This window comes from Rhodococcus sp. 27YEA6, from assembly GCF_044908235.1.
In the GTDB taxonomy this organism is placed as follows: domain Bacteria; phylum Actinomycetota; class Actinomycetes; order Mycobacteriales; family Mycobacteriaceae; genus Rhodococcus_F; species Rhodococcus_F qingshengii.
In genome coordinates, this window is the sequence record NZ_JBIYCY010000001.1 from 305,822 (window position 1) to 330,692 (window position 24,871).

Below are 24,871 nucleotides of genomic sequence, written 5' to 3' on the forward strand. Positions count from 1 at the left end.
CGGGGAGATTACCGGCGGAGAGATTGTGATGTTGCAGCGAATTGTTTCGGCTCTGGCAGCGTTGGTCTTGGCACTCGGACTCGGGTTCATCGTCAGCAGCAATGCGGTTGCTGCACCCACGCCCATGGGTGGTGGTTCGGGCATCATCATCGACAATCAGCTGGTCTGTACGTTGACCACTATCGGTCACGACAACGGCGGCAGACTCGTAGGTATCACCGCAGGTCACTGCGGTGGTCCTGGATCGTTCGTGATCCCGGAAAGCAACGAGGACGCAGGCGTGGTCGGCACGTTCGTCGAGTCGAACCCGGACCTGGACTACGGGGTCATCCAGTTCGATCCGGGCAAGGTCACACCAGTTCGAACGGTGGGCGCGGCAACCATCACCTCGATCGGCGCTCCAGCCAGCTTCCCGGCTACAGCCTGCAAGGAAGGCCGTACGACGGGCACGACCTGCGGCGTCGTCTGGGGAGACCTGAGCGCCGACGCATCCACCTGGACTCAGATCTGCGTCGACCACGGTGATTCGGGAGCCCCGGTCACGGTCGGGACGACGCTGGTCGCGATGGTCAACGCCTACCTCTGGGTGCCGTGCCTGGGGCCGGAACTCGGCACCAACATGACCTCCATCGTGGACACGATCAATGCCCACGGAGGTGTCGGCGCCGGGTACCGGCCGATCTAGCGGCGGGCTGGGATCAGCCGCACACTGCTCCACCCGAGGCTGATCCCACGAGCTTGGAGTACTTGGCCAACACACCACGTGTGTAGCGAGGCGGCAACGGCTCCCAGCCCTTCTTGCGGGCTTCCAATTCGGAGTCGTCGACCAACAATTCGAGTTGTCCGGTACCCACGTCGAGCCGGATCTGATCGCCGTCGCGAACGAACGCGATGGGACCGCCGTCGACGGCCTCGGGCGCAACGTGTCCGACACACAGGCCGGTGGTGCCGCCCGAGAATCGTCCGTCCGTCAGCAGCAGGACGTCCTTGCCGAGACCCGCGCCCTTGATCGCGCCCGTGATGGCCAGCATCTCGCGCATGCCGGGACCACCCTTCGGGCCTTCGTAGCGGATGACGACAACGTCACCGCCGGTGATGGTGCCGTCCTCGAGAGCATCCATCGCGGCGCGCTCGCGTTCGAAAACCCGTGCAGTGCCGACGAATACATCAGACTCGAATCCTGCCGACTTGACCACCGCGCCGCCGGGCGCGAGTGACCCCTTCAAGATCGTGATGCCTCCGGTGGGGTGAATGGGCTTGTTCATCGCCCGCAGGACCTTGCCGTCCGGATCGGGCGGGGTGATGTGCGCGAGATTCTCCGCCACGGTCTTACCGGTGACGGTCAGGCAATCTCCGTGCATGAGTCCCGCGTCGAGCAATGCCTTCATGATCACGGGGACGCCGCCGATACGGTCGACGTCCGTCATGACGTGCTTTCCGAAAGGCTTGACGTCGGCGAGGTGCGGGACCTTCGCGCCGACGCGAGCGAAGTCGTCGAGCGTCAGCGGGACGTACGCTTCGTGCGCGATCGCGAGGAGATGGAGCACCGCATTGGTGGATCCGCCGAATGCCATGACGACTGCAATGGCGTTCTCGAATGCTTCCTTGGTGAGGATGTCCCTGGCGGTGATGCCTCGACGCAGGAGCTCGACAACGGCTTTGCCGCTCTCGCGGGCGAAGCCGTCGCGGCGACGATCCGGTGCGGGCGGTGAAGCGCTGCCGGGCAGCGACATTCCCATGGCCTCGGCGGCGCTGGCCATCGTGTTTGCCGTGTACATGCCGCCGCACGCGCCTTCGCCCGGGCAGATCGCCCGTTCGATGGTGTCGACGTCGGCGCGGCTCATCAGCCCACGCGAGCAGGCGCCAACCGCCTCGAACGCGTCGATGACGGTGACTTCCCGCTCACTGCCGTCGGAAAGTTTGGCGACGCCGGGGAGGGTGGAGCCGGCGTAGAGGAACACGCTGGCGAGGTCGAGGCGGGCCGCCGCCATCATCATGCCGGGCAACGACTTGTCGCAGCCGGCGAGAAGGACCGATCCGTCGAGACGCTCGGCCTGCATGACGGTCTCGACGCTGTCCGCGATCACTTCACGGGAGACGAGGGAGAAGTGCATGCCCTCGTGCCCCATCGAAATGCCGTCGGAGACGGAGATAGTGCCGAATTCGAGAGGGAACCCGCCGGCTTCCCGTACGCCCTCCTTGACGGCCTTGGCCAGGCGATCGAGGGACAGGTTGCATGGCGTGATTTCGTTCCAGGACGAGGCGACGCCGATCTGCGACTTGACCCAGTCGTCGTCGCCCATTCCTACTGCACGCAACATGCCGCGCGCTGCGGTCTTTTCGAGTCCGTCGGTGACGTCACGACTTCTGGGCTTGATGTCGGGTTCGGTCATTTTCCAAGCATAGGCGTCAGCGGGGTGTGTTTCCGGCAGACGAGCGACTCGACTTGCCGACAAACGCCGTCCGTCGTGAATAGACTCGTCGTATCGGTGTGGGTGACTTTCTTTGCCGCTCTGCTGATACTGCCCATCCTGTTCGGCGCGTTGATCGCAGGCTATTCCGCGTTCTCCGAGGTCGACGGGTCCGAGGCTCTGCTTCCGCCGGCGTTCTGGATCCTGATCGCGGCCGGGGGTGCACTCGGCGGTTACATCGGAGTCAAGGTCGGTGTGGTTCGAGGCTCGGCCCTCGATTACCGGTTGTAATCGGGATCGACTCGATCAAACTTCCAGAGAAGCGCAGGCGAAGCCTGGGTGAACATCCCGAAGCTCTCTTGAACGCCCGTTCAGGTGCGGGTTCACTCCTAGCGTGCACACGAATGCCTTCGATCGAATATCCAGACGTGGCCTGCTGCAGGGATCGGCGGCCCTCGCCGGCGCAGTAGGTCTCGGTGTCGCTTCGGCGAGTCACGCCGGTGCCGAGGTTCCGGGTGGCAGCCCGGGCTTCGCGCACGGCGTGGCATCCGGTGACCCGTTGCCGGATGCGGTGATCATCTGGACCCGCATCACCCCGACGGCAGACGCGACGCCCGGTTCCGGCGTCGGGCCGGCGGTGACTCTCAACTGGCAGGTCGCGACCGATGAGGGGTTCGCGAGCGTCGTTGCGTCCGGAAGTGTTGCTGCTTCGGCGGATTCCGATCACACCGCGAAGGTCGACGTCACCGGACTCGATTCGTCGACGACGTACTGGTACCGATTCACTGCGGGTTCGGCTGTTTCTCCGGTGGGCCGCACCCGCACGGCTCCGTCGAACTCGGCAGATCTCGATCGTCTCCGCTTCGGCGTGGTGTCCTGCTCCAACTGGGAGGCGGGGTATTTCGGTGCCTATCGTCACCTCGCATTCCGCGAAGACCTCGACGCGATCATCCACCTCGGTGACTACATCTACGAGTACGGGCAGGGGGAGTACGGCGCGAGAAACGGATCCGTTCGCCTTCACGAGCCGGCCCACGAGATCATTTCGCTGGCCGACTACCGAATTCGGCACGCGCAGTACAAGACAGACCCGGATCTGGCAGCTCTGCACCTGAAGCTCCCGTTCATCACCACGTGGGACGATCACGAATCGGCCGACAACGCGTACCGGGACGGCGCCGAAAACCACACTCCCGGTGTCGAAGGTGACTGGGCAGATCGAAAGGCCAACTCGGCCAAGGCATATTTCGAGTGGATGCCCGTCCGCCCGTCGGGTAATGGTTCGAGCGTTCAGCTGTATCGTCGGTTCCGCTTCGGGAATCTGGCCGAGATCTCGATGCTCGATCTGCGTACCTACCGCGACGAGCAACCGACCATGAAGCAGGTCGACGATCCGTCGCGCACCATTACCGGACGCGCACAGATGGATTGGTTGACCAACGGAATCGTCACCTCCCCGACGCAGTGGAAGGTCGTCGGCAATCCGGTCATGATCACGCCCTGCGTGTTCCCGCCGCTGGAACCGGCGACCACCGCGGCGTTGACCGAACTGGTGGGTGTGCCGCAGGCCGGTGTCCCGTACAACACGGATCAGTGGGACGGGTACACCGCCGACCGCACCAGGCTTTTCGACGCGATCACCTCGAACGGTGTGGACAACACCGTCTTCATCACCGGTGACATCCACACGTCATGGGCCTGCGACCTACCGACCAACGCCGCCAACTATCCGGGTGGGCCGACCGTCGGCGCCGAGTTCGTCGTCCCGTCGGTGACGTCGCCCAATATCGACGACATGCTGAAAGTGCCACCGCGCACGGTAACCGTTGCGGCAGAAGAAGCATTCAAGGCCGTGAACCGCCACGTGCGGTACGTCGAACTGGATTCGCACGGCTACGGCGTATTCGAAATCGCCCGCGAAGGTACTCAGATGGACTGGTACTACGTCGACGATCTCACCAATCCGCAGAGCAATGCGCACTACGCCGTGAGCTACCGTCTGCCGGCAGGCGCGGGCAGTAGAGTCTCACCCACCTCGGCCGCCCTCGATCAGGCCTCGTACCGACCAGGAGTCGACCAGTGAGTATCGAAGTTTCGCGTCGTAGCGTTCTGATCGGTGGAAGTGTTGTCGCCGGAACGGCATTGCTCGGAACGCCCGCTCGCGCGAGTGTTCCCACCAGCGCCGGAATCCCAGACCTGGACGTGCATGTCATAGTCGTAGACGGCATGCGGCCGGACGAGCTGCGATCGGAGCTCACCCCGACGCTGACCGGGCTTGCGGCCGGCGGTATCCACTACCCGGACGCCAGTGCCATCACGATCGCAGAGACGCTGCCGAACCACACGGCGATGATGACGGGAGTGCTGCCGGCGCGTTCGGGTGTACCCGCCAACTCCGTCTACGATTCGTCCATCGACAAGAAGCGGGACCTCGATCGGCCTTCCGACCTGCAGGCATCGACGGTCCTGGATCGGGTACGCACCGAACTCGGATTGACCACTGCGAGTGTGCTGTCGAAGCGCTACCTGCACGGGTTGTTCGGTGACCGCGCCTCATTGGTGTGGGATCCTCAGCCGCTCGTTCCCGGTACCGAGCATGCGCCGGACAACTTCACGATCGACGCCTTGATCCGTATCGTCGGCGGGAACTCGCCGCGGCTCTCGTTCACCAACCTCGGTGACGTCGATCGGGTCGGGCACCTGGATCTGTCCGGTCCGTCCATCCGTATCGCCCGCACGGCTGCACTTCAGAACACCGACAACCAGGTTCGCCGTTTCGTCGACTTCCTTCATGACACGGGTCGCTGGAATCGGAGCATTCTGATCGTGTTGGCCGACCACTCCATGGACTGGTCGGAGCCCGCGCGGCTCATCGGCTTGGATCGACCGCTGAACGCGGACCCGTTGCTGGCAGGCAAGATTCGAATCGCCCAGAACGGTGGCGCAGACCTGATCTACTTCATCGGACCCGATGGCGAACGGGCGGAAGCCGTCAGCCGGATTCAGCAGATCGTGGATGGTGTGGACGGCGTCGAATCCAGCCACCTCCCCGCCGAATTCGATCTCGGCACCAATGCCGGTGACGTCGTTGCGTTTTGCGCTCAGGGCTGGCGGTTCAGTGATCCGACTCCACTGTCCAACCCGATTCCCGGCAACCACGGCCACTTCGTGACACTGCCCATTCCGTTCTTCCTCAGCGGCGGACATCCCGCTCTGGACGGTGGACGGAAGATCGACACGCAGGCTCGCACGATCGACGTCGCGCCGACGGTTGCGGCTCTGCTCGGCCTCGGTGCACCTGCCGGCGGCTGGGACGGCGTCGCTCGCACGACGGGTGTGTCGCTGAACGTCTAACGAGGATCGCGACCGGTCAGGGCAATCAGCTTGTCCTGCAACGACGCATCGTCCGGGAGGTCGACGGGATCGGAGAAGAGTCCGCTCTCGGCGAGCATGTCGCGCTGCCCGTCGAGGTCGGACCAGACGGCCTCGACGAGGTCTGGATCGAGCCGCTCGTCTGCTCCGACCGCTCGCGCAAGGTCCCAGGTGTGGATCGTGACGTCCGAGGTCTGCTGGCGCAGATAGGGTTCCACCTTCACCGTGCCGTACGAGAGGTGAACGTGGGCACTGAGGTCCGTCGATTTCCACGCTTTGATTGCGGCATCGGAGTACTTCTGCCATTCGGTCCACAGGTCGTCCCCGACGGGAACGATGTCCGGTGTCGCCTCGCCGACCGTCAGTCCGGCCAGGAGCGGCGGTACCCACTGCTGCTCCTCGATGACGTGGCGGACGAGGTGTTCGACGTGCCAGTCGGAGTCGGGCGTGGGTGCGTTCCAGTCCTCGACCGCAGCGAGTCGTGAACCGAATTCGCGGTGGGCGGTGAGTACGAGTTCGAGCCAATCGAATGCCATCACTCGAGGGTAACCCGATCAGCGTGACGTTAATCGGTGCGTGAGGCTTCGATTCGGTGAAGACTGTCGGGGTTGTCGCTCAGTCGAATCGAGGAGTTTTCATGACCGTGCCCACCGTCACTCTGGCCGAAGGTCTCACTGTCAGCGCCCAGGGATACGGCGCGATGTCCGTCGCCCCGGTCTACGGCCCGGTGGATCCGGCCGAGGCGCTCGCCACGCTGCACCATGCGGTGGACATCGGGATCACGTTCATCGACACCGCCAACGTGTACGGCGAGGGCTCGAGTGAGCGGGCAGTGGGAGAGCTTCTCAAAGACCGCCGGGACGAAGTGCAGTTGGCGACCAAGTTCGGTCTGGTCGGCAACATCGCCAACGGTCAGCGCGGGATCAACGGAGACCCGGCTTACGTGCCGCGGGCACTCGACGAGTCTCTGGGACGACTCGGCGTCGATCATGTCGACCTCTACTACTTGCACCGGGTCGACCCGAACGTGCCGATCGAAGACACCGTCGGCGCGATCGCGGAGCAGGTGAAGGCGGGCAAGGTCCGCAACATCGGACTGTCCGAGGCGACCGGTGACGAACTGCGTCGTGCGTACGGGGTACATCCGATCGCGGCGATCCAGTCGGAATGGAGCATCTGGAGCCGTGACGTCGAGAACAAGGTAGTACCCACCGCGGCGGAACTCGGAGTCGGGTTCGTGCCCTTTTCACCTGTGGGCCGAGGCTTCCTGGCGGGATCGTTCGATGCGGCGACGCTCAGTGACAACGACCTACGCCGACGCTTCCCCCGCTTCTCGGACTCAGCACTTCCTGCCAATCAGAAGGTTCTCGACGTGGTCCGCGCCGTCGGTGAGGAGCTCGGCGCGACGCCTGCACAGGTTTCCCTGGCATGGCTCGATGCCAAGGGCCGTCAGCACGGGTTGCCTTCCGTTTCGATTCCCGGCACGCGGTTCGCTGCACGAGTCACGGAAAACGCCGGAGCGTTGGACATCGTTCTGAGCGAAGACCAGATCGCTCGCCTCGACTCCCTCGCCGCGATTACCGAAGGCTTCCGTTCGGCTGATTTGAATTGGGTCTCTCAGGGCCGCGAATAATCATGTCCTGAGCCTTGCGAAAGACAGGAGTAACATACAGACCCGATGAAAAAAGTGTGGTTGGTCTGGGGTGTCGGTGTTTTTGCCTACGTGATCGCCGTGCTTCACCGCACTTCGTTCGGCGTCTCGGGTCTGTCTGCTGCTGATCGGTTCTCGATCTCGCCCAGCGTTCTGTCGAGCTTCGTCGTGCTGCAGATCGTCGTGTACGCCGGCATGCAGATTCCGGCGGGAGTCCTCCTCGACCGCTACGGTTCGCGGATCATGATCGCAGTCGGTGCGTTCATCATGATGTCCGCGCAGTTGGCTCTCGCCTTCACCGAATCGCTGCCCGTCGCGATCGGTGCACGTATTGCCGTCGGTGCCGGGGATGCACTCACCTTCATCTCGGTGTTGCGGTTGGTACCGCAGTGGTTCCCGCCCCGGCAGGTGCCGTTGGTCTCGCAGTTCACGGGCATCCTCGGTCAGCTGGGCCAGGTGATGTCTGCGCTTCCGTTCATGTTGCTGTTGTCCGGACCGGGCTGGACTTTTGCCTACGGCAGCGCTGCCGCTGTCGGACTGTTGGCGTTTGCGCTGGCGTTGAGTGTCATCCGCGACGCGCCTCCCGGTGCCGACGTGGTCGCCGTGCCGGCCGGCGCCAAGGAGATCGGGCGACAGATCAAGACGGTGTGGATGCGGCCCGGCACCCGACTCGGGTTCTTCAGCCACATGGGGACTCAGTTCTCGATCACGACGTTCGCGCTGCTGTGGGGTGTGCCGTACCTGAAATCGGCTCAAGGCCTCGACTCCACGACGGTCGGCTCGCTGCTGACGCTGTCAGTCATCTCGGCAATCGTGGCCGGCCCGATCCTCGGTATTCTCACCGGTCGCTATCCCATGCGTCGATCGTGGTTGGTTCTCACCATCATGGTCGCCAGCGCGCTCATGTGGACGATCGTGCTTTCACGAAGCGAACCGTCTCCGCTCTGGTTGTTGACGATCCTGGTGGTCGTCATCTCGGTGGGTGGACCGGGTTCGGTGATCGGCTTCGACTACGCGCGTACGTCGAACCCGAGTTCGGCGATGGGCACCGCGCAAGGCATGGTCAACATCGGGGGATTCCTCGCTTCCCTCATCGTGATTCAAGTGATGGGCGTCATCCTCGGACACATGGGCGGGTACACGTTCGACGGATTCCGTGTCGCCTGGATGGTGCAATATCCGGTTTGGATTCTCGGTATCGTCGGTGTGCTCGTCACCCGAGGCAAAGCCCGGCGAGCCCTCGCAGCAGAAGGCGTACACGTACGGCCGATTCGCGAAGTCATTCGTCGCAACAAATAACTCGATCGCATCGGGTAATTCATCCCCTGCGGGTGAGGTTCCCAAGCGTCCGAGCCACCAGGCTTGATGGATGAACGACGCAATGAACATCGGACCGGTCGAGCTCGTGGTGCTGGCATTCCCAGGTTCAACTGTGGATCCTGAAGCTGTCGCCGCGCTGCAGAACGTGGTGGAACGAGGTTTTGTCACTCTGCTCGACCTCGTGTACATCGCCAAGGACGCGGACGGACAGGTGTCGCAGATCGATGTCGACGAAGATCTCACCGACATCGGACTGGCGATTCTGTCCATCGAAGCCAAGGCATTGATCAGTGACGAGGACCTGGACGTGGTCCGTGAGTCACTCGAACCAGGAACGTCCGCCGCAGTCATCGTCTACGAGCAGACGTGGGCGCGTGAGCTCGCGTCGACGGTTCGCGGTGGCGGCGGCGACGTAGTCCTTCACGTTCAGATACCGCGCGAGGTAGTCGTCGCAGCGGTCGAAGCAGCATTTCAGTAGCGACAATTACCCAAGGAGTTCGGCATGGTTTTTCGAGGTGGACGCAGAGGGCGGCCGGGGTTGCTCGGCACGGTGGCGCGCACGGCGGTAGTGGCTGGAACCGCAAAGGCGACGTCCAACGCCATGGATCGACGGAGTCAACGAAAGGCCAGCGAGCAGCAGCAGGAATATCAGCAGGAGTACCAGCAGCAACAGCCGCCGCCGCAGCAGCAGGTCGCCCCCGTGCAGTCCGTTCCCCCTTCAGGCGCGGACGATCTGGTCTCCAAGCTGCAGGAGTTGGGACAGCTTCATCAGTCCGGCGTGTTGACCGATGCCGAGTTCGCGGCGGCAAAGGCGCAGTTGCTGAGCTAGCCCTGCTGTTCTCTTCAATTGCGGCAATGCGCATTGCCGCAATTCGGCGTGAAAGGCTGACTTATGATCGACCCACGTGCGGCATCGGCCGCAATCGAAGCCGCGAACGCCCGAGTCGCCGAGACTCTACCGTTCTCCGACGACGCCGACTTCACCGAGGCGAAGCGGGGTTTCGTCGCCGCGCTCGATCCGGGGCTGGTTGCCGATTCGGACGGGAAAGTCCTGTGGAACAACGATTCCTACGCCTTCCTTGACGAGGACTGCCCGCCAACGGTCAATCCGAGCTTGTGGCGTCAGTCGAAGTTGGTCGCCAAGCAGGGACTCTTTGCGGTGACGGATTCGATCTATCAGATTCGCGGACTTGATCTGTCGAACATGACGTTGATCGAGGGAGATACCGGAATCATCGTCATCGATCCACTGATCTCCCGGGAAACCGCTGCTGCCGGGCTCGCGTTGTACCGGGAACACCGTGGTGATCGACCAGTAGTCGCGGTGATCTACACACATTCGCACATCGACCACTTCGGCGGGGTCAAAGGTGTGACCACCGACGACGACGTCGCCGCCGGGCGATGCGTGATCGTCGCACCCACCGGGCTCGTGGAGCACGCGGTCGAGGAAAACGTCTATGCGGGAACGGCAATGGCTCGACGTGCGGCCTACATGTACGGAGCGGCCTTACCCCGAGGTCCCCGAGGTAGCGTCGGAGCCGGGTTGGGGCAGACCACCTCAACCGGCACACCGACGCTCATTTCGCCGACGGTGTCGATCTCGAAGACAGGTCACACGGAGACGATCGACGGCGTTCGGATCGAATTCCAGATGACGCCCGGAACCGAGGCCCCGTCCGAGATGAACTTCTACTTCCCGGATTTGCGCGCACTGTGTATGGCGGAGAACGCAACTCATACTCTCCACAACCTGCTCACGCTTCGCGGTGCCCTGGTACGAGATCCTCACGTCTGGTCTGCGTACCTGACGGAATCGATCAATCGTTACGCCTCACGATCCGACGTTCTATTTGCGTCCCACCACTGGCCGACGTGGGGGACCGAACGGCTCACCGAGTTCCTGTCATTGCAGCGCGACCTCTACGGGTACCTTCACGATCAGACACTTCGTCGAATCAATCAGGGGTGGACCGGTCTCGAGATCGCCGAATCGATCGAGCTGCCACCTGCATTGGCGCAAGCGTGGCACACGCACGGGTACTACGGTTCCGTCAGTCACAACGTCAAAGCCATCTACCAGCGATACATGGGTTGGTTCGACGGTAACCCTGCGCATCTGTGGGAGCATCCACCCGTCGAATCGGCCAAGCGTCACGTGGAGTTCATGGGCGGATCAGCAGAATTGTTACGGAAAGCTCGGGAATCGTACGAGCGCGGCGACTTTCGCTGGGTTGCGCAGGTGGTGAACTACGTGGTCTTCGCTGAACCGGACAACGTCGAGGCCAAGAATCTGCAGGCCGATACCTTCGAGCAACTCGGGTACGGCGCCGAGAACGGCACCTGGCGGAACTTCTACCTCACCGGTGCATACGAACTGCGCAACGGCTCAGTGGGGACGCCCACGGTTGCCGCGGCGCCCGACATCACCGCAGCGCTGTCGGTAAGTCAAGTCTTCGATGCAGTATCGCTGCGCGTGGATGGAGTGCGCGCAGCGGGCTCGCACATCGTCGTCGATTGGAACATCACTGACGAAAACATCGTTCACCGAACGGAACTCAGCAACGGAGTTCTGATCCATTTCGACGTGAAAGGTGGGTCTGCAGATGCTGGGTCTGTGGATGCGATGTTCAGTTTGAGTCGGCGCGACTTACTCGGTGTGCTGCTCGGTGGTGTGGACTTGGGTGCCGAGATTGCGAATGGAACCATCTCGGTTTCCGGCGACCCGGCGAAGCTCGCAGAACTTGCCGGATACCTCGACGAGCCGGATCCGAACTTTGCGATAGTCACTCCGACCTAGCGCTGTATCAGTCGTGAACGAGCCTGTAATTCAACAGGTCTCGAGTCGCGCACCTTTTTGAAGTTGTCCGTTTTGTCTCTGGTTCTCGAAAGTATGTTCGATTAAACTTTCGGCATGGATAGTCGGGGAGCGTGGCAGCTGGATGGCGAGGACCTCAAGAGTGAGGTTCTCGATCTGGTGCGTGTCCGGCACGAGTTGCAGTCGCGGTTGGTGTTGTTGATCGTGGAGATGTTTTCCCGTGAGGTTCTTGGCGGGAAGGGTTTTCGGGCGATCGCGCTGTGGTTGCATGGTTCGACGAATTTGGAGATCGGTGAGTGCAGTCTGCTGGTCGGGTTGGCGCGGTTGTTGATGCTCGAACCCGTGGTGGGCGATGCGTTTCATCGCGGTGACGTGGATGCGTTGAAAGCCCGGCAGGTTGCGTCGTTTTGTCAGCATCCGCCCAAGAACATGACCCTGGCGGATGTGGACAAGGCCCGCGGGATCTTGCTTGGCCTGGCGTCGAAGAACATCGCGGATTGTGATGCGGTGCGGGCGGCGATCCGGCGGATCGAGAAGCAGTACGGCAAGCGTGAGGACGGCGTTCCGGTCGGTGAGGATTCGGAGCGTAACGAGTTCTACGCCTCGAAAGGCTTGTACGGGCGCGTGACGGTGAAGGGTGATCTGGATGCTGTGAACGGGGCGCGTCTGATCACGTTGTTGTCGAGCCTGTCGGCGCCGACGCCGGAGAAGGACGGCGTCAAAGACATCCGTACGCCGGCGCTACGACGGGCGGACGGGTTCTGCGAACTACTGCGGCGGTACGAGCGGGCGGGGTTGGGTCCGATCGAGGGCGGGGTGAAACCGCACGTCACGGTCACGGCCAGCGCGAAAGACCTGACGGATATGCAGGCGCTCAAGGATTTGTTGCCGTCTACCGAAGAACTGGGTTTCGCGTGGGCGGATTGGGTGGGCCCGATCAGTATCGACACTGCCCGGATGTTGGCGTGCGATTGCACGGTCACGCGGATTTTGTTGGATGAGAGTGGTGTTCCGCTCGACTGCGGTAAGGAAGCGAGAACGGCGACGGTGCCGCAGCGGCGGGCTCTTGCGGTTCGGGATGGTGGGTGTGCGTTTCCGGGATGTGGGACTCCGTCGGGGTGGTGCGATGCCCATCATATTGTTCACTGGAACGATGGTGGCCCAACGGATCTCGATAATCTGATTCTGTTGTGCGGTCATCATCATCGGACGCTGCATCACACCGAGTGGCGGGTGGAGATCGGACCGGATCGGAAATCGGTGTTCTATCCACCGATGTCGGTTGATCCGTATCAGCAGCCGATCGGCGGGAACAGTCCGCCCACCGCGGCGTGAATCGCGACAACTGAAGACGTGAGCACCGGGGCACAACCATGCCCTGGTGCTTGCTCAATCCAGTATTTACTCAAGACAACGTGATGTCGGCAATCAGGCCGTGGTGATCGGATCCCTTGATCTCGATCCGTTCCAAGGATGTCGCCACGGCGCCTTTCGTGATGATGTGGTCGATACCGACCACCGCCGGATACCGCTTGTCGGTCGGATAGGTCGGGATCAGGCCGGAACCCAATTGGTCGGCGGCGCTGGTGTATCCGTTCGTGAGAAGATTCCGGAACTGTTTGTTCGAGTACGACGCGTTGAAGTCGCCGCTCACTATCACGTTGTCCCGCCCGGCGACTTTGTCCATGTAAGACCCGAGCCTTCGCTGCTCGTCCGCCCACACCGAGGCCGGTGAGATGTACGCCGGTGCCGGATGCACGGCGAACAATGTGACTGGCTGCGCCAAGCCGACATTCAGTTCTGCGGACAGCGTTTCGGGTGAGAATCCGTCGAGGCTACGCGGATTGGAGAGTGGAAAGCGACTGTAGATTCCTGCCCCGCCACCACCGTCGGTGTACGGGACGAGGAATTGGTGGCTCAGAACCTCGTCAAGCCCGGCGGCTTCGAGCGCGTCGGCTTCCTGGTACGTCAACTCCTGGACCGTCACCACGTCGACCTCGCGTTCGCGGACCATCGCCACAAGCGACTCCGGATCCGCTGCACCGACCATCAAGTTGGCCTGCATGATTCGAATCGATGGACCGTTCGCAGACGTCGACTCCCCAGTTCCGCCGATGTACAGCGGGCTCACAGACCATCCGAACAACCCAAGGACGAGGATCGAGGCGGCGCACACGATCCACTGACGCCCGATACCCGAGACGACGGCACCGATCAGCGGAGCAATCATCAACAAGGGCGCCACTGACGCCAGAACGATCACGATGTTGTGATCGACGTCCAACTGAGTTGCGATCAAGGCAACCAAACCAGTCACGATGCCGGCCACACCGGCCACGGCCGAAAGGCGGCGAAGAACCAGTCGACGAGGGGTCACGGCATCGGGTTGCATGACGTCCATGGAAGCAGAAGAGCGTCATAGCTCCGGGAAACTGCAGGTGGAGTCGGTGCGCCCTATTGTTTGCGCCCTATTGTTGCGGATACGGAAGGTGGCTGCTGCTGTTCTCACTGACGGAGATCGAGCGGCCGAGTTGGGGGAAGGCGCGTTGAGAGCACGCTGGCCTGTCACAGACTTTGCACCCCGCGCCGATCGGCACGATGGTCGCGGGGTCGTCCGTCTGAATTCCGTGTGAGTAGACCATGCGATCGGCGTAGCCGATGTCGCAACCGAGTCCGACGGCGAAGTTGCGCTCGGGTGCGAGGTACCCGAGTCCGCCGCTGTGGGTAGTGCGCGCCACCCAGAGGTATGTCCGGCCGTCGGGCATCTTCGCGACCTGAGTGAGGATGCGACCTGGGCTCGCGAATGCCTCGTGGATGACCCACAGCGGGCAGCTGCCTCCGACTCTGGAGAAGTGAAAGGCGGTAGCAGACTGACGCTTCGAGATGTTTCCGGCGCGATCGGTTCGGACGAAGAAGAAAGGGATGCCGCGTTGGCCGTGTCGTTGGAGAGTGGACAACCGGTGGCAGACTGTCTCGAAGCCGACCTCGAACTTGAGGCTGAGCAGGTCGATGTCGTACCGCAAGGCCTCAGCGGATTGCAGGAATTGGGTGTACGGGAGTAGTAGTGCGCCGGCAAAGTAGTGTGCGAGTCCGACGCGAGCCAGCGCTGCGGACTCGGCGCTCAATGATTCATCCTCGGCGACAAGGGAATCGATTACGTCGGCCTGCGTGAAGAAGGCCAACTGCATTGCGATCTGGAACGCGCGTTGTCCTGCCGACAGACGACGGGCGAGTGTGAGGACCGACTTGTTCGGATCGTAGTAACGCTTGGGGCCGAGCTTGTCGGGTTCGTCGGTACGGATCGTCACGGTGACGCCGTGCTGATCGCGAAGTAGTCGTGCCAGTTGCAAATCCACTGCGCCCACGGACAATCCGTTGTCCAGAAACATCTGCTCGGCAGCGTCGTCCAGAACGGTGATGTGATTCTTTCGGTCGTAGAAGAAGTCCCGAACTTCCTCGTAGGGCATCGGTACGAGTGACACATCGGACGCTGGTTCGCCGGACAACTGCGTCGAGAACTGGTCCAACTGCTCTGTCGCGGCGTGAAGGCGGCGGTGCAACATCACGAGGGTGCGTCCGACCGCCGGCATGCGGGCCACCAATTCGTCCACCTCGGCCAGAGATACGTCTCCAGATTCCGAAGTTTCGGCCAAGGCGTGATGAACGTCCGCAACCAGGCGTGCGTCGGAATCGGAGGCGAAGAATTGCACGTCGAGATCGAACTCGGCGTTGAGCTTGAGAAGGACGGGCACCGTCAGCGGTCGTTGATCGTTCTCCAGTTGATTGACATAGCTGGGGGAGAGTTCGAGTGCCTTCGCCAGTGCGGACTGTGACAGGTTTCGTTCCTCCCGCAGCCGTCGCAGCCGCGCTCCCGCGTACATCTTCTTCATCGAATCTCCTCGGTGCCGATCGCGTTCACCCTACCGAGAAGCTATTCGCAACATTCGCAACATTGCAGCATTGTCATTGCACAAATAGGCAATTGCGAGGGCCTATCCCGAGGTGAATGAGCTGCGTAGCGTGCAAATAGATACCGAAGAACGTGAGAAGAGGACCGATGAAGACGCATCTCGTACGCACTCACCGCTCTGCCGAAGAGTTCCCCAAGGAAGACCACCTCGCGTGGAAGATCGCGGAAGTTGCGACGGATTCCGTCGACGTCACCGACGCCACATCCGACATGATCGTCAACCGGATCATCGACAACGCGGCAGTTGCCGCAGCTTCCCTGGTGCGCCGTCCCGTGGTGAATGCGCGGGCGCAAGCACAGTCGCATCCGTATACGCCGGGCTCCACCGTGTTCGGTATCCCCGGTACGTTCTCGCCTGAATGGGCCGCCTGGGCCAACGGTGTCGCGGTTCGTGAACTCGATTTCCACGACACGTTCCTCGCCGCCGAGTACTCGCACCCCGGAGACAACATCCCGCCGATCCTCGCCGTCGCTCAGCACACCAGCCGTGACGGTCGAGACCTGATTCGTGGTCTGGCGACCGGCTACGAGATCCAGATCGACCTGGTTCGGGCTATCTGCCTGCACGAGCACAAGATCGACCACGTCGCACACCTCGGCCCCTCGGCTGCGGCAGGTATCGGAACTTTGCTGGGCCTGGACACCGAGACGGTCTACCAGGCAATCGGCCAGGCGCTGCACCTCACGACGGCGACACGTCAGTCCCGCAAGGGCGAGATCTCCAGTTGGAAGGCGTACGCGCCTGCGCTGGCAGGCAAGGTTGCCGTAGAGGCGGTCGACCGCGCGATGCGCGGTGAGGGCGCACCGTCACCGATCTGGGAAGGCGAAGACGGCGTCATCGCCTGGCTACTCGGTGGCCCGGACAAGGAGTACCACGTTCCGCTGCCCGGTTCGGGTGAGGCGAAGCGCGCCATCCTCGACTCGTACACCAAAGAACACTCCGCGGAGTACCAGAGCCAGGCGCCGATCGACCTCGCTCGCCGAATGCGTTCTCGTGTCGGTGATCTCGACCAGATCGCGTCGATCGTCCTGCATACCAGTCACCACACCCACGTCGTCATCGGCACCGGTTCCGGCGATCCGCAGAAGTTCGACCCGACCGCCTCGCGTGAAACCCTCGACCACTCGGTGATGTACATCTTTGCCGTTGCGCTACAGGACGGTACGTGGCACCACGAACATTCCTACGCGTCCGAGCGTGCACAGCGCGCGGACACGATCGAGCTGTGGAACAAGATCTCCACGCGCGAAGATCCCGAATGGACACGCCGTTACCACTCGACGGATCCGGACGAGAAGGCTTTCGGTGCTCGCGCCGAGATCACCTTGAAGAGCGGCGAAGTCATCGTCGACGAGCTTGCGGTGGCCGATGCGCACCCGCTCGGCGCACGTCCGTTCGCTCGCGATCAGTACGTCGCGAAATTCCGCACCCTCGCCGAGGGCGTCATCGAGCCGAGCGAACAGGACCGCTTCCTCGATGCGGCTCAGCGCACCGCCGAATTGAAGGCAGGCGAACTCGATCAGCTGACCTTCACCGTTTCCGAAGACGTTCTCGCTCGGGCTCCCAAGGTCGCCAAGGGACTTTTCTGATGTCGGGCCTCATCGCAGCAGCGACGTCTGCAGCCGACAAGCGGATTGCCTTCCGGGCGGGGCTGACGTCCGGAAAGATTCAACGACTCCCGGGTGCGATCAATCCGCTGACAGCCAGACTGATTCAGGAAATCGGGTTCGAGGGTGTCTACGTTTCAGGTGGTGCGTACTCCGCCGGATTGGCGCTTCCCGACATCGGACTGACCACCTTGACCGAGGTCGCCGGCCACAGCAAGCAGATCGCGCGCGTCACGGACCTCCCGACGCTCATCGACGCCGACACCGGATTCGGTGAACCCATGAGCGCGGCCCGCACGGTCACGATCTTCGAGGACGACGGCATAGCCGGTCTGCATCTCGAGGACCAGATCAACCCGAAGCGCTGCGGGCACCTCGACGGCAAAGCGATTGTGCCCACCGAAGACATGGTTCGCCGTGTTCGTGCTGCAGTGTCGGCGCGCCGTGATCCGAACTTCGTCATCTGCGCGCGCACCGATGCTGCCGGAATCGACGGTATCGACGCGGCGATCGAGCGAGCAAAGGCCTACGCGGATGCCGGTGCTGATTTGATCTTCACCGAAGCTCTTGCCACCGAAGCAGACTTCGAGAAGTTCCGCGCAGCAGTCGACACTCCGCTCCTCGCCAACATGACCGAGTTCGGGAAGTCGAACCTCATTTCGGCGAAGACATTGGAAGAGATCGGTTTCAACGCCGTCATCTACCCCGTGACCACCCTTCGGCTGGCGATGTTCGCTATCGAAAAGGGTCTGCGCGAGATTTTTGCGGAGGGCACGCAAGAAGGACTGCTCGGCGAAATGCAGCATCGCAGCAGGTTGTACGAGATTCTCGAGTACGAGCGCTACAACGAATTCGACAGTGGCATTTTCAATTTCAGCTTGGAGGGGAGTAGGACATGACCGAACAGATTCCGACGATCTACAAGGGCTTGGCCGGAGTTGTCGTCGATACGACGGCTATCTCCAAGGTAGTGCCCGAGACGAATTCGTTGACGTATCGCGGTTACGCAGTGCAGGACCTTGCCGCGAACTGCAGCTTCGAAGAAGTTGCGCACCTGCTCTGGTACGGCGAACTGCCGACTCCCGAGCAGCTCGAATTACTCTGCCTGCGTGAGCGTGCGGCCCGTCGTGCCGACCGCTCACTGCTCTCACTCCTGACCAAGATGCCGGACAACTGCCACCCCATGGATGTTGTCCGCACGGCGATCAGCTACCTCGGCGCCGAGGATCCGGCGGAGGACGACAACTCGGAGAAGGCCAATCTGGCCAAGGCGCTGCGGATGACGGCTGTGCTGCCGACCATCGTCGCAGCCGATTTCCGCCGCCGGCGCGGTCAGGATCCCATCGCGCCGCAGTCGGACCTGGGTTTCGCCGAAAACTTCTTGAACATGTGCTTCGGTGCTGTTCCGGAGTCGGCGATCGTGAAGGCCTTCGAGGTCTCGCTGATCCTGTACGCAGAGCACTCCTTCAACGCCTCGACGTTCGCCGCTCGTGTTGTGACGTCCACACTTTCGGATATCTACAGCGCAGTGACCGCTGCTATCGGCACGCTCAAGGGCCCGTTGCACGGCGGTGCAAACGAAGCTGTCATGCACGACATGCTCGAGATCGACGACCCCGACCGCGCCGAAGCCTGGATGTCGGAGAAGTTGGCTGCCAAGGAGAAGGTCATGGGCTTCGGGCACCGCGTCTACAAGAACGGTGATTCGCGTGTTCCGACCATGAAGCAGGCCCTCCTCGACGTCGCGGCAGCGACCGACGGCGAGAAGTGGGTGCAGATGTACGAGATCCTCGAGAAGACCATGGTCAGTGCCACCGGAATCAAGCCAAATCTCGATTTCCCCACGGGCCCTGCATATTTCCTCATGGGCTTCGACGTCGAGATGTTCACGCCGATCTTCGTGATGAGCCGCATCACCGGATGGACGGCGCACATCATCGAGCAGGGGCAGTCGAATGCACTGATCAGGCCGCTGAGCCAGTATTCGGGCGTGCCGCAGCGCACTGTCGTGGCATGACACTTTTTGCTGTCGTGGCATGACGCCCCTTTGATACTGCGTCGGCGAGGTTCGGTTCTGGCATCACCGTCTCCTGGCCTCGTCGACGCTTCTCCGTTCGCACTATCTGCAACTTTGCATCGAGAATTCGCAAAGATATTCAAGTGCAATGTGTTTCGACTCTTCTCTACCGGAAATAACGTGAGTGTCATGACTGAAACGCACGAAGAAATCTTGATCATCCGTCGTGGCGAGACCCTCGACGTCGTGTTCAACCGGCCGGAAAAGCGCAACGCATTGACCCCGCAGATGTACGACGCCATTGCCGGAGCCTGCCGGCGCGCCGACTCCGACCGCGAGATTCGGTTACTCACTCTCCGAGGTGCTGGGGGAGAGGCGTTCTCGGCGGGCTCCGACATTGGCCACTTTCAAACCTTCTCGAGCTTTCAGGACGGGCTCGACTACGAAAGCCGGTTCGTCGGCGTACTGACCGAACTCGAGAAAGTGAGGGTTCCCACCCTCGCGGTCATCGACGGTGTGTGCGCGGGAGCAGGGCTGTTGCTGTCGGCAGCGTGCGATGTGCGGATCGCGACGCAGGGGTCACGCTTCTGCCTACCGATCGCGCGCACACTCGGAAACTCGTTGTCGATCCATTCCGTGGCGTTGCTGGCGGACAGGATCGGCAGTTCGCGTCTGATGTCGTTGATCGCTCGGGCTGGGGTGATGTCGAGTGGCGAGGCTCTGCGGAGCGGCTTCCTCAGCGACTGTGCAACAGAGTCCGAGTTCGCGCCCCTGACTGCCCAGGTATCTCGCGATCTACTTGCCGCCGCCCCGATGACCGTCTGGACTATTCGGGAGTCCCTGCGACGCATCAGAACCCGAGTGATTGCCGACAACGATGATCTGATGAGCATGATCTACAGCAGTGACGACTTCAAAGCCGGCGTCGACGGTTTCCTTCGCGGGGAACGACCGGTGTGGGCCGGCGTGTAGTTCGGCGGTAGAACCACAGGCTTGCGTTGGAGCGCGCTCTAACCCCTAGCGTTGCCGACCATGACAACAAAGACCTGGATCATCACCGGAGTTTCTCAGGGTTTCGGCCGTGAACTCGCACTGTCTGCACTTCGATCGGGGGACGCGGTAGTCGCTGCAGTTCGTCGTCCCGAGTCCGTTGCAGATATTGCGTCGGCGAATCCGGATCGGTTCTCGGCGGTGACGTTCGACGTCAGAGACACCGCAGCGGCTCCGGGCGTCGTCGAATATGCGCTCGAGCGCTTCGGTCGCATCGACGTGCTGGTCAACAATGCCGGTCGTGGGATGGTCGGCGCGGCGGAGATGGTGGACGATTCGACCTTGCGGGATCTCATGGAACTGCACCTGATCGGACCCGCCGCGTTGGTGCGCGCCGTCCTCCCGTCGATGCGAGTGCAGGGCAGCGGGACGATCGTGCAGATGAGCAGTCAAGGCGGCCGTATGTCGTTTCCCGGTGTCGGGGCGTACTCGGCGTCGAAGTTCGCTCTCGAGGGTTGGTCGGAGGCTCTCGCCGGTGAGGTCGCGCAGTTCGGCGTTCGGGTGATGATCGTCGAGCCCAGCCGATTCCGTACAGCATTCAACACGCCTGGCGTTCTGAGCTTCGCCGAATCATCATCGGAATACCGTGATTTGCTGGATCCCGTTCTGCGGGACATGGCGGCCGCAGACGGTGTTCAGGAGGGTGATCCGGAGAAAGCAGCAGAGATCATCACCTCGCTTGTGCACAGCGAGAATGTGCCACTTCGTCTGCCACTCGGAAAGGAAGCCGTGGAGCGTGTCTCCGCGTCGTATCGGAAGAATCTCGCCGAGGTATGCGTCTGGGCCGACCTGGCTCGCAGTGCAGACTTCGCGGATGCTGCCGGACCCGTCCGCCCGTTCTAGGCTGAGAGTCATGGCTACGGAAGACTTGATGCGTAAGGCACTCGAGGCACTTGGGGAAGTGGACGGGCCAATGTCGATCGAGGTGATTCACCGACTCGTCGATGCAGGGGACGTTCAGGAGCCGATGTCGATCGCCGAAGTCTCGGACCTGCTGGATGTCTCGGCACATACGCTGCGCTACTACGAGAAGATCGGTCTGGTCGAGGTCGATCGTGACTCGAGCGGACATCGTGTGTACGGTCCGGAATCTGTTCGCAGGCTGGTGTTTCTGACCCGCATGCGCATCTCGGGTATGGCGATTCGCGACCTGCAGCACTACGTCGAACTGGTCGACGCCGGTGAAGGGACAGTTCCGGAGAGGCTCGACATGCTGCTCGAACACCGGGACACCGTTCGTCGGCAGATCAAGGAGCTCACGTTGTCTTTGGCTGCGACGGAGTACAAGATTGCGACGTACGGCGGGCGGACCGGAGAGCAGGATATTTAGCCGAGTGAAACCGGAAGCAACCCTCGCGGGATCTCTTGAGCGATCTGGTTCAGCGCAGACTCCAACGTCGGAAATTGATACTGGAAGCCGCTGTCCGCGAGCACCCCTGGTGAAACCCAGCGACTCTTCGTTACCAGTTCAGCCTCGGTGCGGATGATTCGTGCGCCGAACTCGAGCATCCAGCCCGGCGTCGGAAACCCATATTGTCGGCCAAGTTTCGCTCGTACCATCCGCATCATGTCGGTGTTGGTTACGGGATACGGGGATGCGATATTGACCGGGCCTGAGATCTCCGGATTCTCGTAGACGTGGATGATCGCGCGAATGACGTCGGCGATGTGAATCCAGCTGAACATCTGTCGGCCGTCGCCCATTCGTCCGCCGAAGCCCATTCGGGCGAGGTTGACGAACGGATTGATCGCCCCACCGCCGGCTCCGAGGACGATCGACATCCGAAGTGCCACTTTGCGAACAGGCGTCGGGGCTGAGAACAATTCGTGTTCCCACGCTCGCGCGACCGCTACGGAGAATCCCTTACCCAGCTCTCCGTTCTTCTCGTCCATCGGTCGATCTCGTGCGTCTCGGTAGATCGTGCCGGTACTGGCATTCGCCCAGAGTGAGGGTGGCTGCGGCGTGCGGGTCAGCGCACGACCCAACAGTGCAGTCGTTTCCACTCGGGAGGAGAAGATGTCGTCGGCATTGCACTTGTTGTAGCGGCAGCTCACGGAGCGGCCGGCGAGGTTGACGAGCAGATCCGTGCCGCTGAGTACATCGGCGACGCCGTGCTCGTCGGACCACGTGGCATCGCTCGTTCCTCCCCGGCCGATCGTCCGAACGTCGACCCCGTTGGATTCGAGCGTTCGAAGAAGGTGTTGGCCTACGTAACCCGACGCACCACAGACAACAACGGTCTTCATGGTTTTGTGTTCCCCTCTGCAGAAACGACTTTTGTCATCAGGGCGGCGACATCGCCGACCAGACCTCGTGCCACTGGCAGCTGGGCGAGTGTGAGCGCTTTGGCGATGATCGGTACCAGGCCGTCGACGAGGGATCGGGTACGAGTTTGCCCCGGAGACGAGTCGGTGACCCAGTGCAGCGTCACGCCCAGATAGCTAAGCCACAAGAGTGTTGGGAGCTGGGTCTCCAAGGACGCCGGCGTCTTCTGCTTCGACGCCGCCAGTGCTTCGCGCATCAATTCGACGGCCATCGATCTCGCATCGCTCGACTCGGCCGAGAACGGGCTGGACGGCGATGCGGTTGGTAGGGCAACGTGCAGAAACGCGCCACCGAACCCGTGATATGGCCCCATGACATCGAGTCCGGTGTGCAGAACGATCGCGAGATTTTCCGCGAGTGAGGCACCCTGCCGCAGGAGTGGAAGCGCACGCTCTCGGTGATCACGTTGGATGACGAGATACAGCTCGTGAACCAGTTCGTCCTTGCTGGCGAAGTAGTAGTAGGCATTCCCGAGGGAGATCTCCGCTTCGGTCGCGATCTTGCGCATGGTCGTCGCTGCGAAGCCTTCGTCGCGGAAGAGCCGCAAAGCTGTTGCCACCAGCTTTTCCCTGGTTTCGATCCCGCGACTGCTCATGGGCTCCCTTCCTTTGAACGTGTTCAAGTTCAGCGTACGCCTTGAAGTTGAACACGTTCAAGAGTCGATCTGTTGCGAGGAATATAATAAGCGCGCATACTAAAATCATGATTGAACTTGCGCTCGGTTCGCCTGGTGGTCGGCGATGAACGCCTGGTTAGGGGTTGTCTCTGCCGAACATGTGCGTCGCGCAGTGGATCTTGGGATCGCGCAGATCGGGCACGGGAAGAGGTCCGGATTGGCGCGGATGAAGGCGGGCGATGTGCTTGTCTACTATTCGCCGGTCGAGTCCATTGGTGATCGAGATCCGTTGCGCGAGTTCACAGCCCTCGGTGTGATCGAAGAGGGTGAGATCTGGCAGGCGGACGAGGGGTGCTTCAAGCCGTTTCGGCGTCGAGTGCGATACGAGCCGTTCACGCCCGTTCCTCTCGGCGACGTACGGAGTCGATTGGCATTGACCTCGACACCGACTGGGGGTATCAGCTCCGCCGAGGCTTGATTCCGTTGGATGGCAACGACGTCGAGATTCTGCGCTCGACAACGAGCTGACACACTGACGCTGTGGTGAAGAAACTGGAAACCGACTTCGAGGATGCTGGCGACAGTCCGGGTCTGATGTTGTGGCGTGTCACCAACGCGTGGCAGGCCTCGATTCGCGCGGCGCTGCGGCCTTTCGACCTGACTCACGTGCAGTTCGTTCTGCTCGCAGCACTGACCTGGCTGGATGCAGAGACGCCGATAACTCAACGCGATCTTGCCGAGTATGCGCGCACCGACGCGATGATGACGTCACAGGTGATTCGGACCCTCGAATCCAAGAAATTGGTCGAACGACGTCCACACCCGACGGACGCTCGGGCACGCTCGGTGGTGGTGACCCAGGCGGGTGCGGCCCTGGCAGGCAAGGCAAATCGTGCGGTCGAAGCATCGGATCGGGAATTCTTTGCCGCTCTCGGGGATCGTCAGGCGGCCTTTGTTGCGATGCTCGGCGTGCTTGACCGAAAGTAGCGACCTACAGTTTTCAGGGGATTACTCTGAAGTGGTCTGCAGCAGTGCATATTTGGCTTCCAGCCCGTCCAATAGGGATTCCAGCGCGAGTTCGAAACTGGCACCATCGATTTCCGTAGCACGCTCGCGCAACAGATGTGCTCGCGTGAGGTGCGGGTAACGCTCGGCGTAGATCGCCGGATCGTCCACGAATCCGCCAGAGAACGTCGCTGTCGCAGCGCCCATGACCACGTACTTGACGGAAGCGCCGATCAGCGTTGCCGTGCGCTGCGGCCATCCGGCGCGCACCAGCCCGCCGTGGATGGCGTTGGCGCGGTCAAGGGCGATGGGCCTGACGCTCGGACCGTAGGCCAAGTAGGGAACGATATTGGGATGCTTGCCCAGGGCAGCGTGGTAGGACCGCGCCCACGTGCGAAGCGCACCGCGCCAATCGTCAGAGTCGAAGCCGCTCACGTCGACGGACTCCATGATGACGTTCGCGACGTCGTCGAGTAGCTCGTCCTTGTTGGCGTAATGGCTGTACAGCGATGGTGCTTGCACGCCGAGAACGGTGGCGAGTTTGCGCATCGAGAAGTCGGTCAAACCGTGCTCGTCGACCAATTTCAGGGCGGTGTCCCTGATGATCGGCTTGCTCAGTAGTGGAATCCGCGGTCGCGCCATCGCACACCCTTTCGTGTGAAAGTACTGGACAACCTTACACCGTGAGTTTATTATCCAATTAACCT

Annotated in this window: 25 protein-coding genes; 18 read left to right on the top strand and 7 right to left on the bottom strand. The window is 61.8% G+C overall.

Annotated features, from left to right (window positions below; all coding sequences use genetic code 11):
- Positions 1 to 28 precede the first annotated feature (28 nt).
- The gene (locus ABH939_RS01540; RefSeq protein ID WP_007732621.1) at positions 29 to 685 is read left to right on the top strand and encodes a S1 family peptidase; all 657 of its coding nucleotides are present in this window, start codon (positions 29 to 31) and stop codon (positions 683 to 685) included.
- A gap of 13 nt (positions 686 to 698) precedes the next feature.
- Here the strand turns inward: ABH939_RS01540 and ilvD are convergent, their stop codons facing one another.
- Positions 699 to 2,393 (bottom strand): dihydroxy-acid dehydratase, encoded by a 1,695-nt coding sequence (ilvD, locus tag ABH939_RS01545; RefSeq protein ID WP_003940201.1) that lies wholly within the window; start codon positions 2,391 to 2,393, stop codon positions 699 to 701.
- Positions 2,394 to 2,468: 75 nt separating this feature from the next.
- On the opposite strand from ilvD, the gene ABH939_RS01550 reads away from it, so the two are divergent.
- From ABH939_RS01550 to ABH939_RS01560, 3 genes are all read left to right on the top strand, one after another.
- Positions 2,469 to 2,702 (top strand): hypothetical protein, encoded by a 234-nt coding sequence (locus tag ABH939_RS01550; RefSeq protein ID WP_225320137.1) that lies wholly within the window; start codon positions 2,469 to 2,471, stop codon positions 2,700 to 2,702.
- A gap of 103 nt (positions 2,703 to 2,805) precedes the next feature.
- Positions 2,806 to 4,494, top strand: coding sequence for an alkaline phosphatase (locus ABH939_RS01555; RefSeq protein ID WP_064074308.1), 1,689 nt, complete (start codon positions 2,806 to 2,808; stop codon positions 4,492 to 4,494).
- A complete protein-coding gene (locus ABH939_RS01560) occupies positions 4,491 to 5,765 on the top strand; it encodes an alkaline phosphatase family protein (protein ID WP_404649219.1) in 1,275 nt (424 codons plus the stop codon). The genes ABH939_RS01555 and ABH939_RS01560 overlap by 4 nt, the downstream gene beginning before the upstream one ends.
- On the opposite strand, the gene ABH939_RS01565 is transcribed toward ABH939_RS01560, so the two are convergent.
- Positions 5,762 to 6,319 carry a TIGR03086 family metal-binding protein gene (locus ABH939_RS01565; protein WP_007732609.1) on the bottom strand — a complete coding sequence of 186 codons (558 nt, stop codon included), beginning with the start codon at positions 6,317 to 6,319 and terminating at the stop codon, positions 5,762 to 5,764. The genes ABH939_RS01560 and ABH939_RS01565 overlap by 4 nt on opposite strands.
- Positions 6,320 to 6,420: 101 nt before the next feature.
- Here ABH939_RS01565 and ABH939_RS01570 point away from each other — a divergent pair, with 101 nt between their 5' ends.
- The 6 genes from ABH939_RS01570 to ABH939_RS01595 all read left to right on the top strand — a co-directional run bounded on the left by ABH939_RS01570 (position 6,421) and on the right by ABH939_RS01595 (position 12,907).
- Positions 6,421 to 7,416, top strand: a complete 996-nt coding sequence (locus ABH939_RS01570; protein ID WP_391591179.1) for an aldo/keto reductase — start codon at positions 6,421 to 6,423, stop codon at positions 7,414 to 7,416.
- Positions 7,417 to 7,461: 45 nt separating this feature from the next.
- Positions 7,462 to 8,733, top strand: a complete 1,272-nt coding sequence (locus tag ABH939_RS01575; RefSeq protein ID WP_007732605.1) for a nitrate/nitrite transporter — start codon at positions 7,462 to 7,464, stop codon at positions 8,731 to 8,733.
- 70 nt (positions 8,734 to 8,803) lie between these two features.
- The gene (locus ABH939_RS01580) at positions 8,804 to 9,232 is read left to right on the top strand and encodes a DUF6325 family protein (RefSeq protein ID WP_007732604.1); all 429 of its coding nucleotides are present in this window, start codon (positions 8,804 to 8,806) and stop codon (positions 9,230 to 9,232) included.
- 24 nt (positions 9,233 to 9,256) lie between these two features.
- On the top strand, positions 9,257 to 9,583 hold the full coding sequence (locus tag ABH939_RS01585; protein WP_003939954.1) for an SHOCT domain-containing protein: 327 nt from the start codon (positions 9,257 to 9,259) through the stop codon (positions 9,581 to 9,583).
- Positions 9,584 to 9,646: 63 nt separating this feature from the next.
- A complete protein-coding gene (locus tag ABH939_RS01590) occupies positions 9,647 to 11,554 on the top strand; it encodes an alkyl/aryl-sulfatase (protein WP_404649220.1) in 1,908 nt (635 codons plus the stop codon).
- 114 nt (positions 11,555 to 11,668) lie between these two features.
- The gene (locus tag ABH939_RS01595) at positions 11,669 to 12,907 is read left to right on the top strand and encodes a DUF222 domain-containing protein (protein WP_404649221.1); all 1,239 of its coding nucleotides are present in this window, start codon (positions 11,669 to 11,671) and stop codon (positions 12,905 to 12,907) included.
- 70 nt (positions 12,908 to 12,977) lie between these two features.
- Here ABH939_RS01595 and ABH939_RS01600 read toward each other — a convergent pair whose 3' ends face one another.
- Positions 12,978 to 13,973 carry an endonuclease/exonuclease/phosphatase family protein gene (locus ABH939_RS01600; protein WP_404649222.1) on the bottom strand — a complete coding sequence of 332 codons (996 nt, stop codon included), beginning with the start codon at positions 13,971 to 13,973 and terminating at the stop codon, positions 12,978 to 12,980.
- A 67-nt stretch (positions 13,974 to 14,040) separates the two neighbouring features.
- Positions 14,041 to 15,462: a short-chain fatty acyl-CoA regulator family protein gene (locus ABH939_RS01605; protein WP_404649223.1), complete on the bottom strand. Its 1,422-nt coding sequence runs from the start codon at positions 15,460 to 15,462 to the stop codon at positions 14,041 to 14,043.
- A gap of 167 nt (positions 15,463 to 15,629) precedes the next feature.
- On the opposite strand from ABH939_RS01605, the gene prpD reads away from it, so the two are divergent.
- From prpD to ABH939_RS01635, 6 genes are all read left to right on the top strand, one after another.
- Entirely contained in the window at positions 15,630 to 17,132 is a 1,503-nt protein-coding gene (prpD, locus tag ABH939_RS01610) for a 2-methylcitrate dehydratase PrpD (RefSeq protein WP_404649224.1), read from the top strand.
- On the top strand, positions 17,132 to 18,049 hold the full coding sequence (prpB, locus tag ABH939_RS01615) for a methylisocitrate lyase (RefSeq protein WP_404649225.1): 918 nt from the start codon (positions 17,132 to 17,134) through the stop codon (positions 18,047 to 18,049). Before prpD ends, prpB begins: the two co-directional genes overlap by 1 nt.
- Positions 18,046 to 19,167, top strand: a complete 1,122-nt coding sequence (locus tag ABH939_RS01620) for a bifunctional 2-methylcitrate synthase/citrate synthase (RefSeq protein WP_047269777.1) — start codon at positions 18,046 to 18,048, stop codon at positions 19,165 to 19,167. Before prpB ends, ABH939_RS01620 begins: the two co-directional genes overlap by 4 nt.
- A 189-nt stretch (positions 19,168 to 19,356) precedes the next feature.
- On the top strand, positions 19,357 to 20,139 hold the full coding sequence (locus tag ABH939_RS01625) for an enoyl-CoA hydratase (RefSeq protein WP_404649227.1): 783 nt from the start codon (positions 19,357 to 19,359) through the stop codon (positions 20,137 to 20,139).
- Positions 20,140 to 20,199: 60 nt separating this feature from the next.
- Positions 20,200 to 21,060, top strand: a complete 861-nt coding sequence (locus ABH939_RS01630; RefSeq protein WP_042925046.1) for an SDR family NAD(P)-dependent oxidoreductase — start codon at positions 20,200 to 20,202, stop codon at positions 21,058 to 21,060.
- A 10-nt stretch (positions 21,061 to 21,070) separates the two neighbouring features.
- Positions 21,071 to 21,547, top strand: coding sequence for a MerR family transcriptional regulator (locus ABH939_RS01635; protein ID WP_214924391.1), 477 nt, complete (start codon positions 21,071 to 21,073; stop codon positions 21,545 to 21,547).
- Here the strand turns inward: ABH939_RS01635 and ABH939_RS01640 are convergent.
- Both ABH939_RS01640 and ABH939_RS01645 read right to left on the bottom strand, forming a co-directional pair.
- Complete coding sequence (locus ABH939_RS01640) at positions 21,544 to 22,464, bottom strand: TIGR01777 family oxidoreductase (RefSeq protein ID WP_404649228.1); 921 nt, start codon at positions 22,462 to 22,464, stop codon at positions 21,544 to 21,546. The genes ABH939_RS01635 and ABH939_RS01640 overlap by 4 nt on opposite strands.
- Positions 22,461 to 23,138: a TetR family transcriptional regulator gene (locus ABH939_RS01645; protein WP_404649229.1), complete on the bottom strand. Its 678-nt coding sequence runs from the start codon at positions 23,136 to 23,138 to the stop codon at positions 22,461 to 22,463. Before ABH939_RS01645 ends, ABH939_RS01640 begins: the two co-directional genes overlap by 4 nt.
- Before the next feature lie 145 nt (positions 23,139 to 23,283).
- Between ABH939_RS01645 and ABH939_RS01650 the strand changes: the two genes are divergently transcribed.
- A complete protein-coding gene (locus ABH939_RS01650) occupies positions 23,284 to 23,637 on the top strand; it encodes an EVE domain-containing protein (protein WP_404649230.1) in 354 nt (117 codons plus the stop codon).
- Between the two features lie 62 nt (positions 23,638 to 23,699).
- Positions 23,700 to 24,146 carry a MarR family winged helix-turn-helix transcriptional regulator gene (locus ABH939_RS01655; RefSeq protein WP_042925031.1) on the top strand — a complete coding sequence of 149 codons (447 nt, stop codon included), beginning with the start codon at positions 23,700 to 23,702 and terminating at the stop codon, positions 24,144 to 24,146.
- A 21-nt stretch (positions 24,147 to 24,167) separates the two neighbouring features.
- Here the strand turns inward: ABH939_RS01655 and ABH939_RS01660 are convergent, their stop codons facing one another.
- A complete protein-coding gene (locus tag ABH939_RS01660) occupies positions 24,168 to 24,806 on the bottom strand; it encodes a TetR/AcrR family transcriptional regulator (protein ID WP_042925028.1) in 639 nt (212 codons plus the stop codon).
- Between the last annotated feature and the right edge of the window lie 65 nt (positions 24,807 to 24,871).

What these genes read in the sequence shown, in the direction of transcription:
- ABH939_RS01540 (WP_007732621.1), top strand. Translation starts at nt 29, where the DNA reads ATGTTGCAGCGAATTGTTTCGGCTCTGGCAGCGTTGGTCTTGGCACTC.
- ilvD (WP_003940201.1), bottom strand. Translation starts at nt 2,393, where the DNA reads ATGACCGAACCCGACATCAAGCCCAGAAGTCGTGACGTCACCGACGGA.
- ABH939_RS01565 (WP_007732609.1), bottom strand. Translation starts at nt 6,319, where the DNA reads ATGGCATTCGATTGGCTCGAACTCGTACTCACCGCCCACCGCGAATTC.
- ABH939_RS01570 (WP_391591179.1), top strand. Translation starts at nt 6,421, where the DNA reads ATGACCGTGCCCACCGTCACTCTGGCCGAAGGTCTCACTGTCAGCGCC.
- ABH939_RS01575 (WP_007732605.1), top strand. Translation starts at nt 7,462, where the DNA reads ATGAAAAAAGTGTGGTTGGTCTGGGGTGTCGGTGTTTTTGCCTACGTG.
- ABH939_RS01580 (WP_007732604.1), top strand. Translation starts at nt 8,804, where the DNA reads ATGAACGACGCAATGAACATCGGACCGGTCGAGCTCGTGGTGCTGGCA.
- ABH939_RS01585 (WP_003939954.1), top strand. Translation starts at nt 9,257, where the DNA reads ATGGTTTTTCGAGGTGGACGCAGAGGGCGGCCGGGGTTGCTCGGCACG.
- ABH939_RS01590 (WP_404649220.1), top strand. Translation starts at nt 9,647, where the DNA reads ATGATCGACCCACGTGCGGCATCGGCCGCAATCGAAGCCGCGAACGCC.
- ABH939_RS01595 (WP_404649221.1), top strand. Translation starts at nt 11,669, where the DNA reads ATGGATAGTCGGGGAGCGTGGCAGCTGGATGGCGAGGACCTCAAGAGT.
- ABH939_RS01600 (WP_404649222.1), bottom strand. Translation starts at nt 13,973, where the DNA reads ATGGACGTCATGCAACCCGATGCCGTGACCCCTCGTCGACTGGTTCTT.
- ABH939_RS01605 (WP_404649223.1), bottom strand. Translation starts at nt 15,462, where the DNA reads ATGAAGAAGATGTACGCGGGAGCGCGGCTGCGACGGCTGCGGGAGGAA.
- prpD (WP_404649224.1), top strand. Translation starts at nt 15,630, where the DNA reads ATGAAGACGCATCTCGTACGCACTCACCGCTCTGCCGAAGAGTTCCCC.
- prpB (WP_404649225.1), top strand. Translation starts at nt 17,132, where the DNA reads ATGTCGGGCCTCATCGCAGCAGCGACGTCTGCAGCCGACAAGCGGATT.
- ABH939_RS01620 (WP_047269777.1), top strand. Translation starts at nt 18,046, where the DNA reads ATGACCGAACAGATTCCGACGATCTACAAGGGCTTGGCCGGAGTTGTC.
- ABH939_RS01625 (WP_404649227.1), top strand. Translation starts at nt 19,357, where the DNA reads ATGACTGAAACGCACGAAGAAATCTTGATCATCCGTCGTGGCGAGACC.
- ABH939_RS01630 (WP_042925046.1), top strand. Translation starts at nt 20,200, where the DNA reads ATGACAACAAAGACCTGGATCATCACCGGAGTTTCTCAGGGTTTCGGC.
- ABH939_RS01635 (WP_214924391.1), top strand. Translation starts at nt 21,071, where the DNA reads ATGGCTACGGAAGACTTGATGCGTAAGGCACTCGAGGCACTTGGGGAA.
- ABH939_RS01640 (WP_404649228.1), bottom strand. Translation starts at nt 22,464, where the DNA reads ATGAAGACCGTTGTTGTCTGTGGTGCGTCGGGTTACGTAGGCCAACAC.
- ABH939_RS01645 (WP_404649229.1), bottom strand. Translation starts at nt 23,138, where the DNA reads ATGAGCAGTCGCGGGATCGAAACCAGGGAAAAGCTGGTGGCAACAGCT.
- ABH939_RS01650 (WP_404649230.1), top strand. Translation starts at nt 23,284, where the DNA reads ATGAACGCCTGGTTAGGGGTTGTCTCTGCCGAACATGTGCGTCGCGCA.
- ABH939_RS01660 (WP_042925028.1), bottom strand. Translation starts at nt 24,806, where the DNA reads ATGGCGCGACCGCGGATTCCACTACTGAGCAAGCCGATCATCAGGGAC.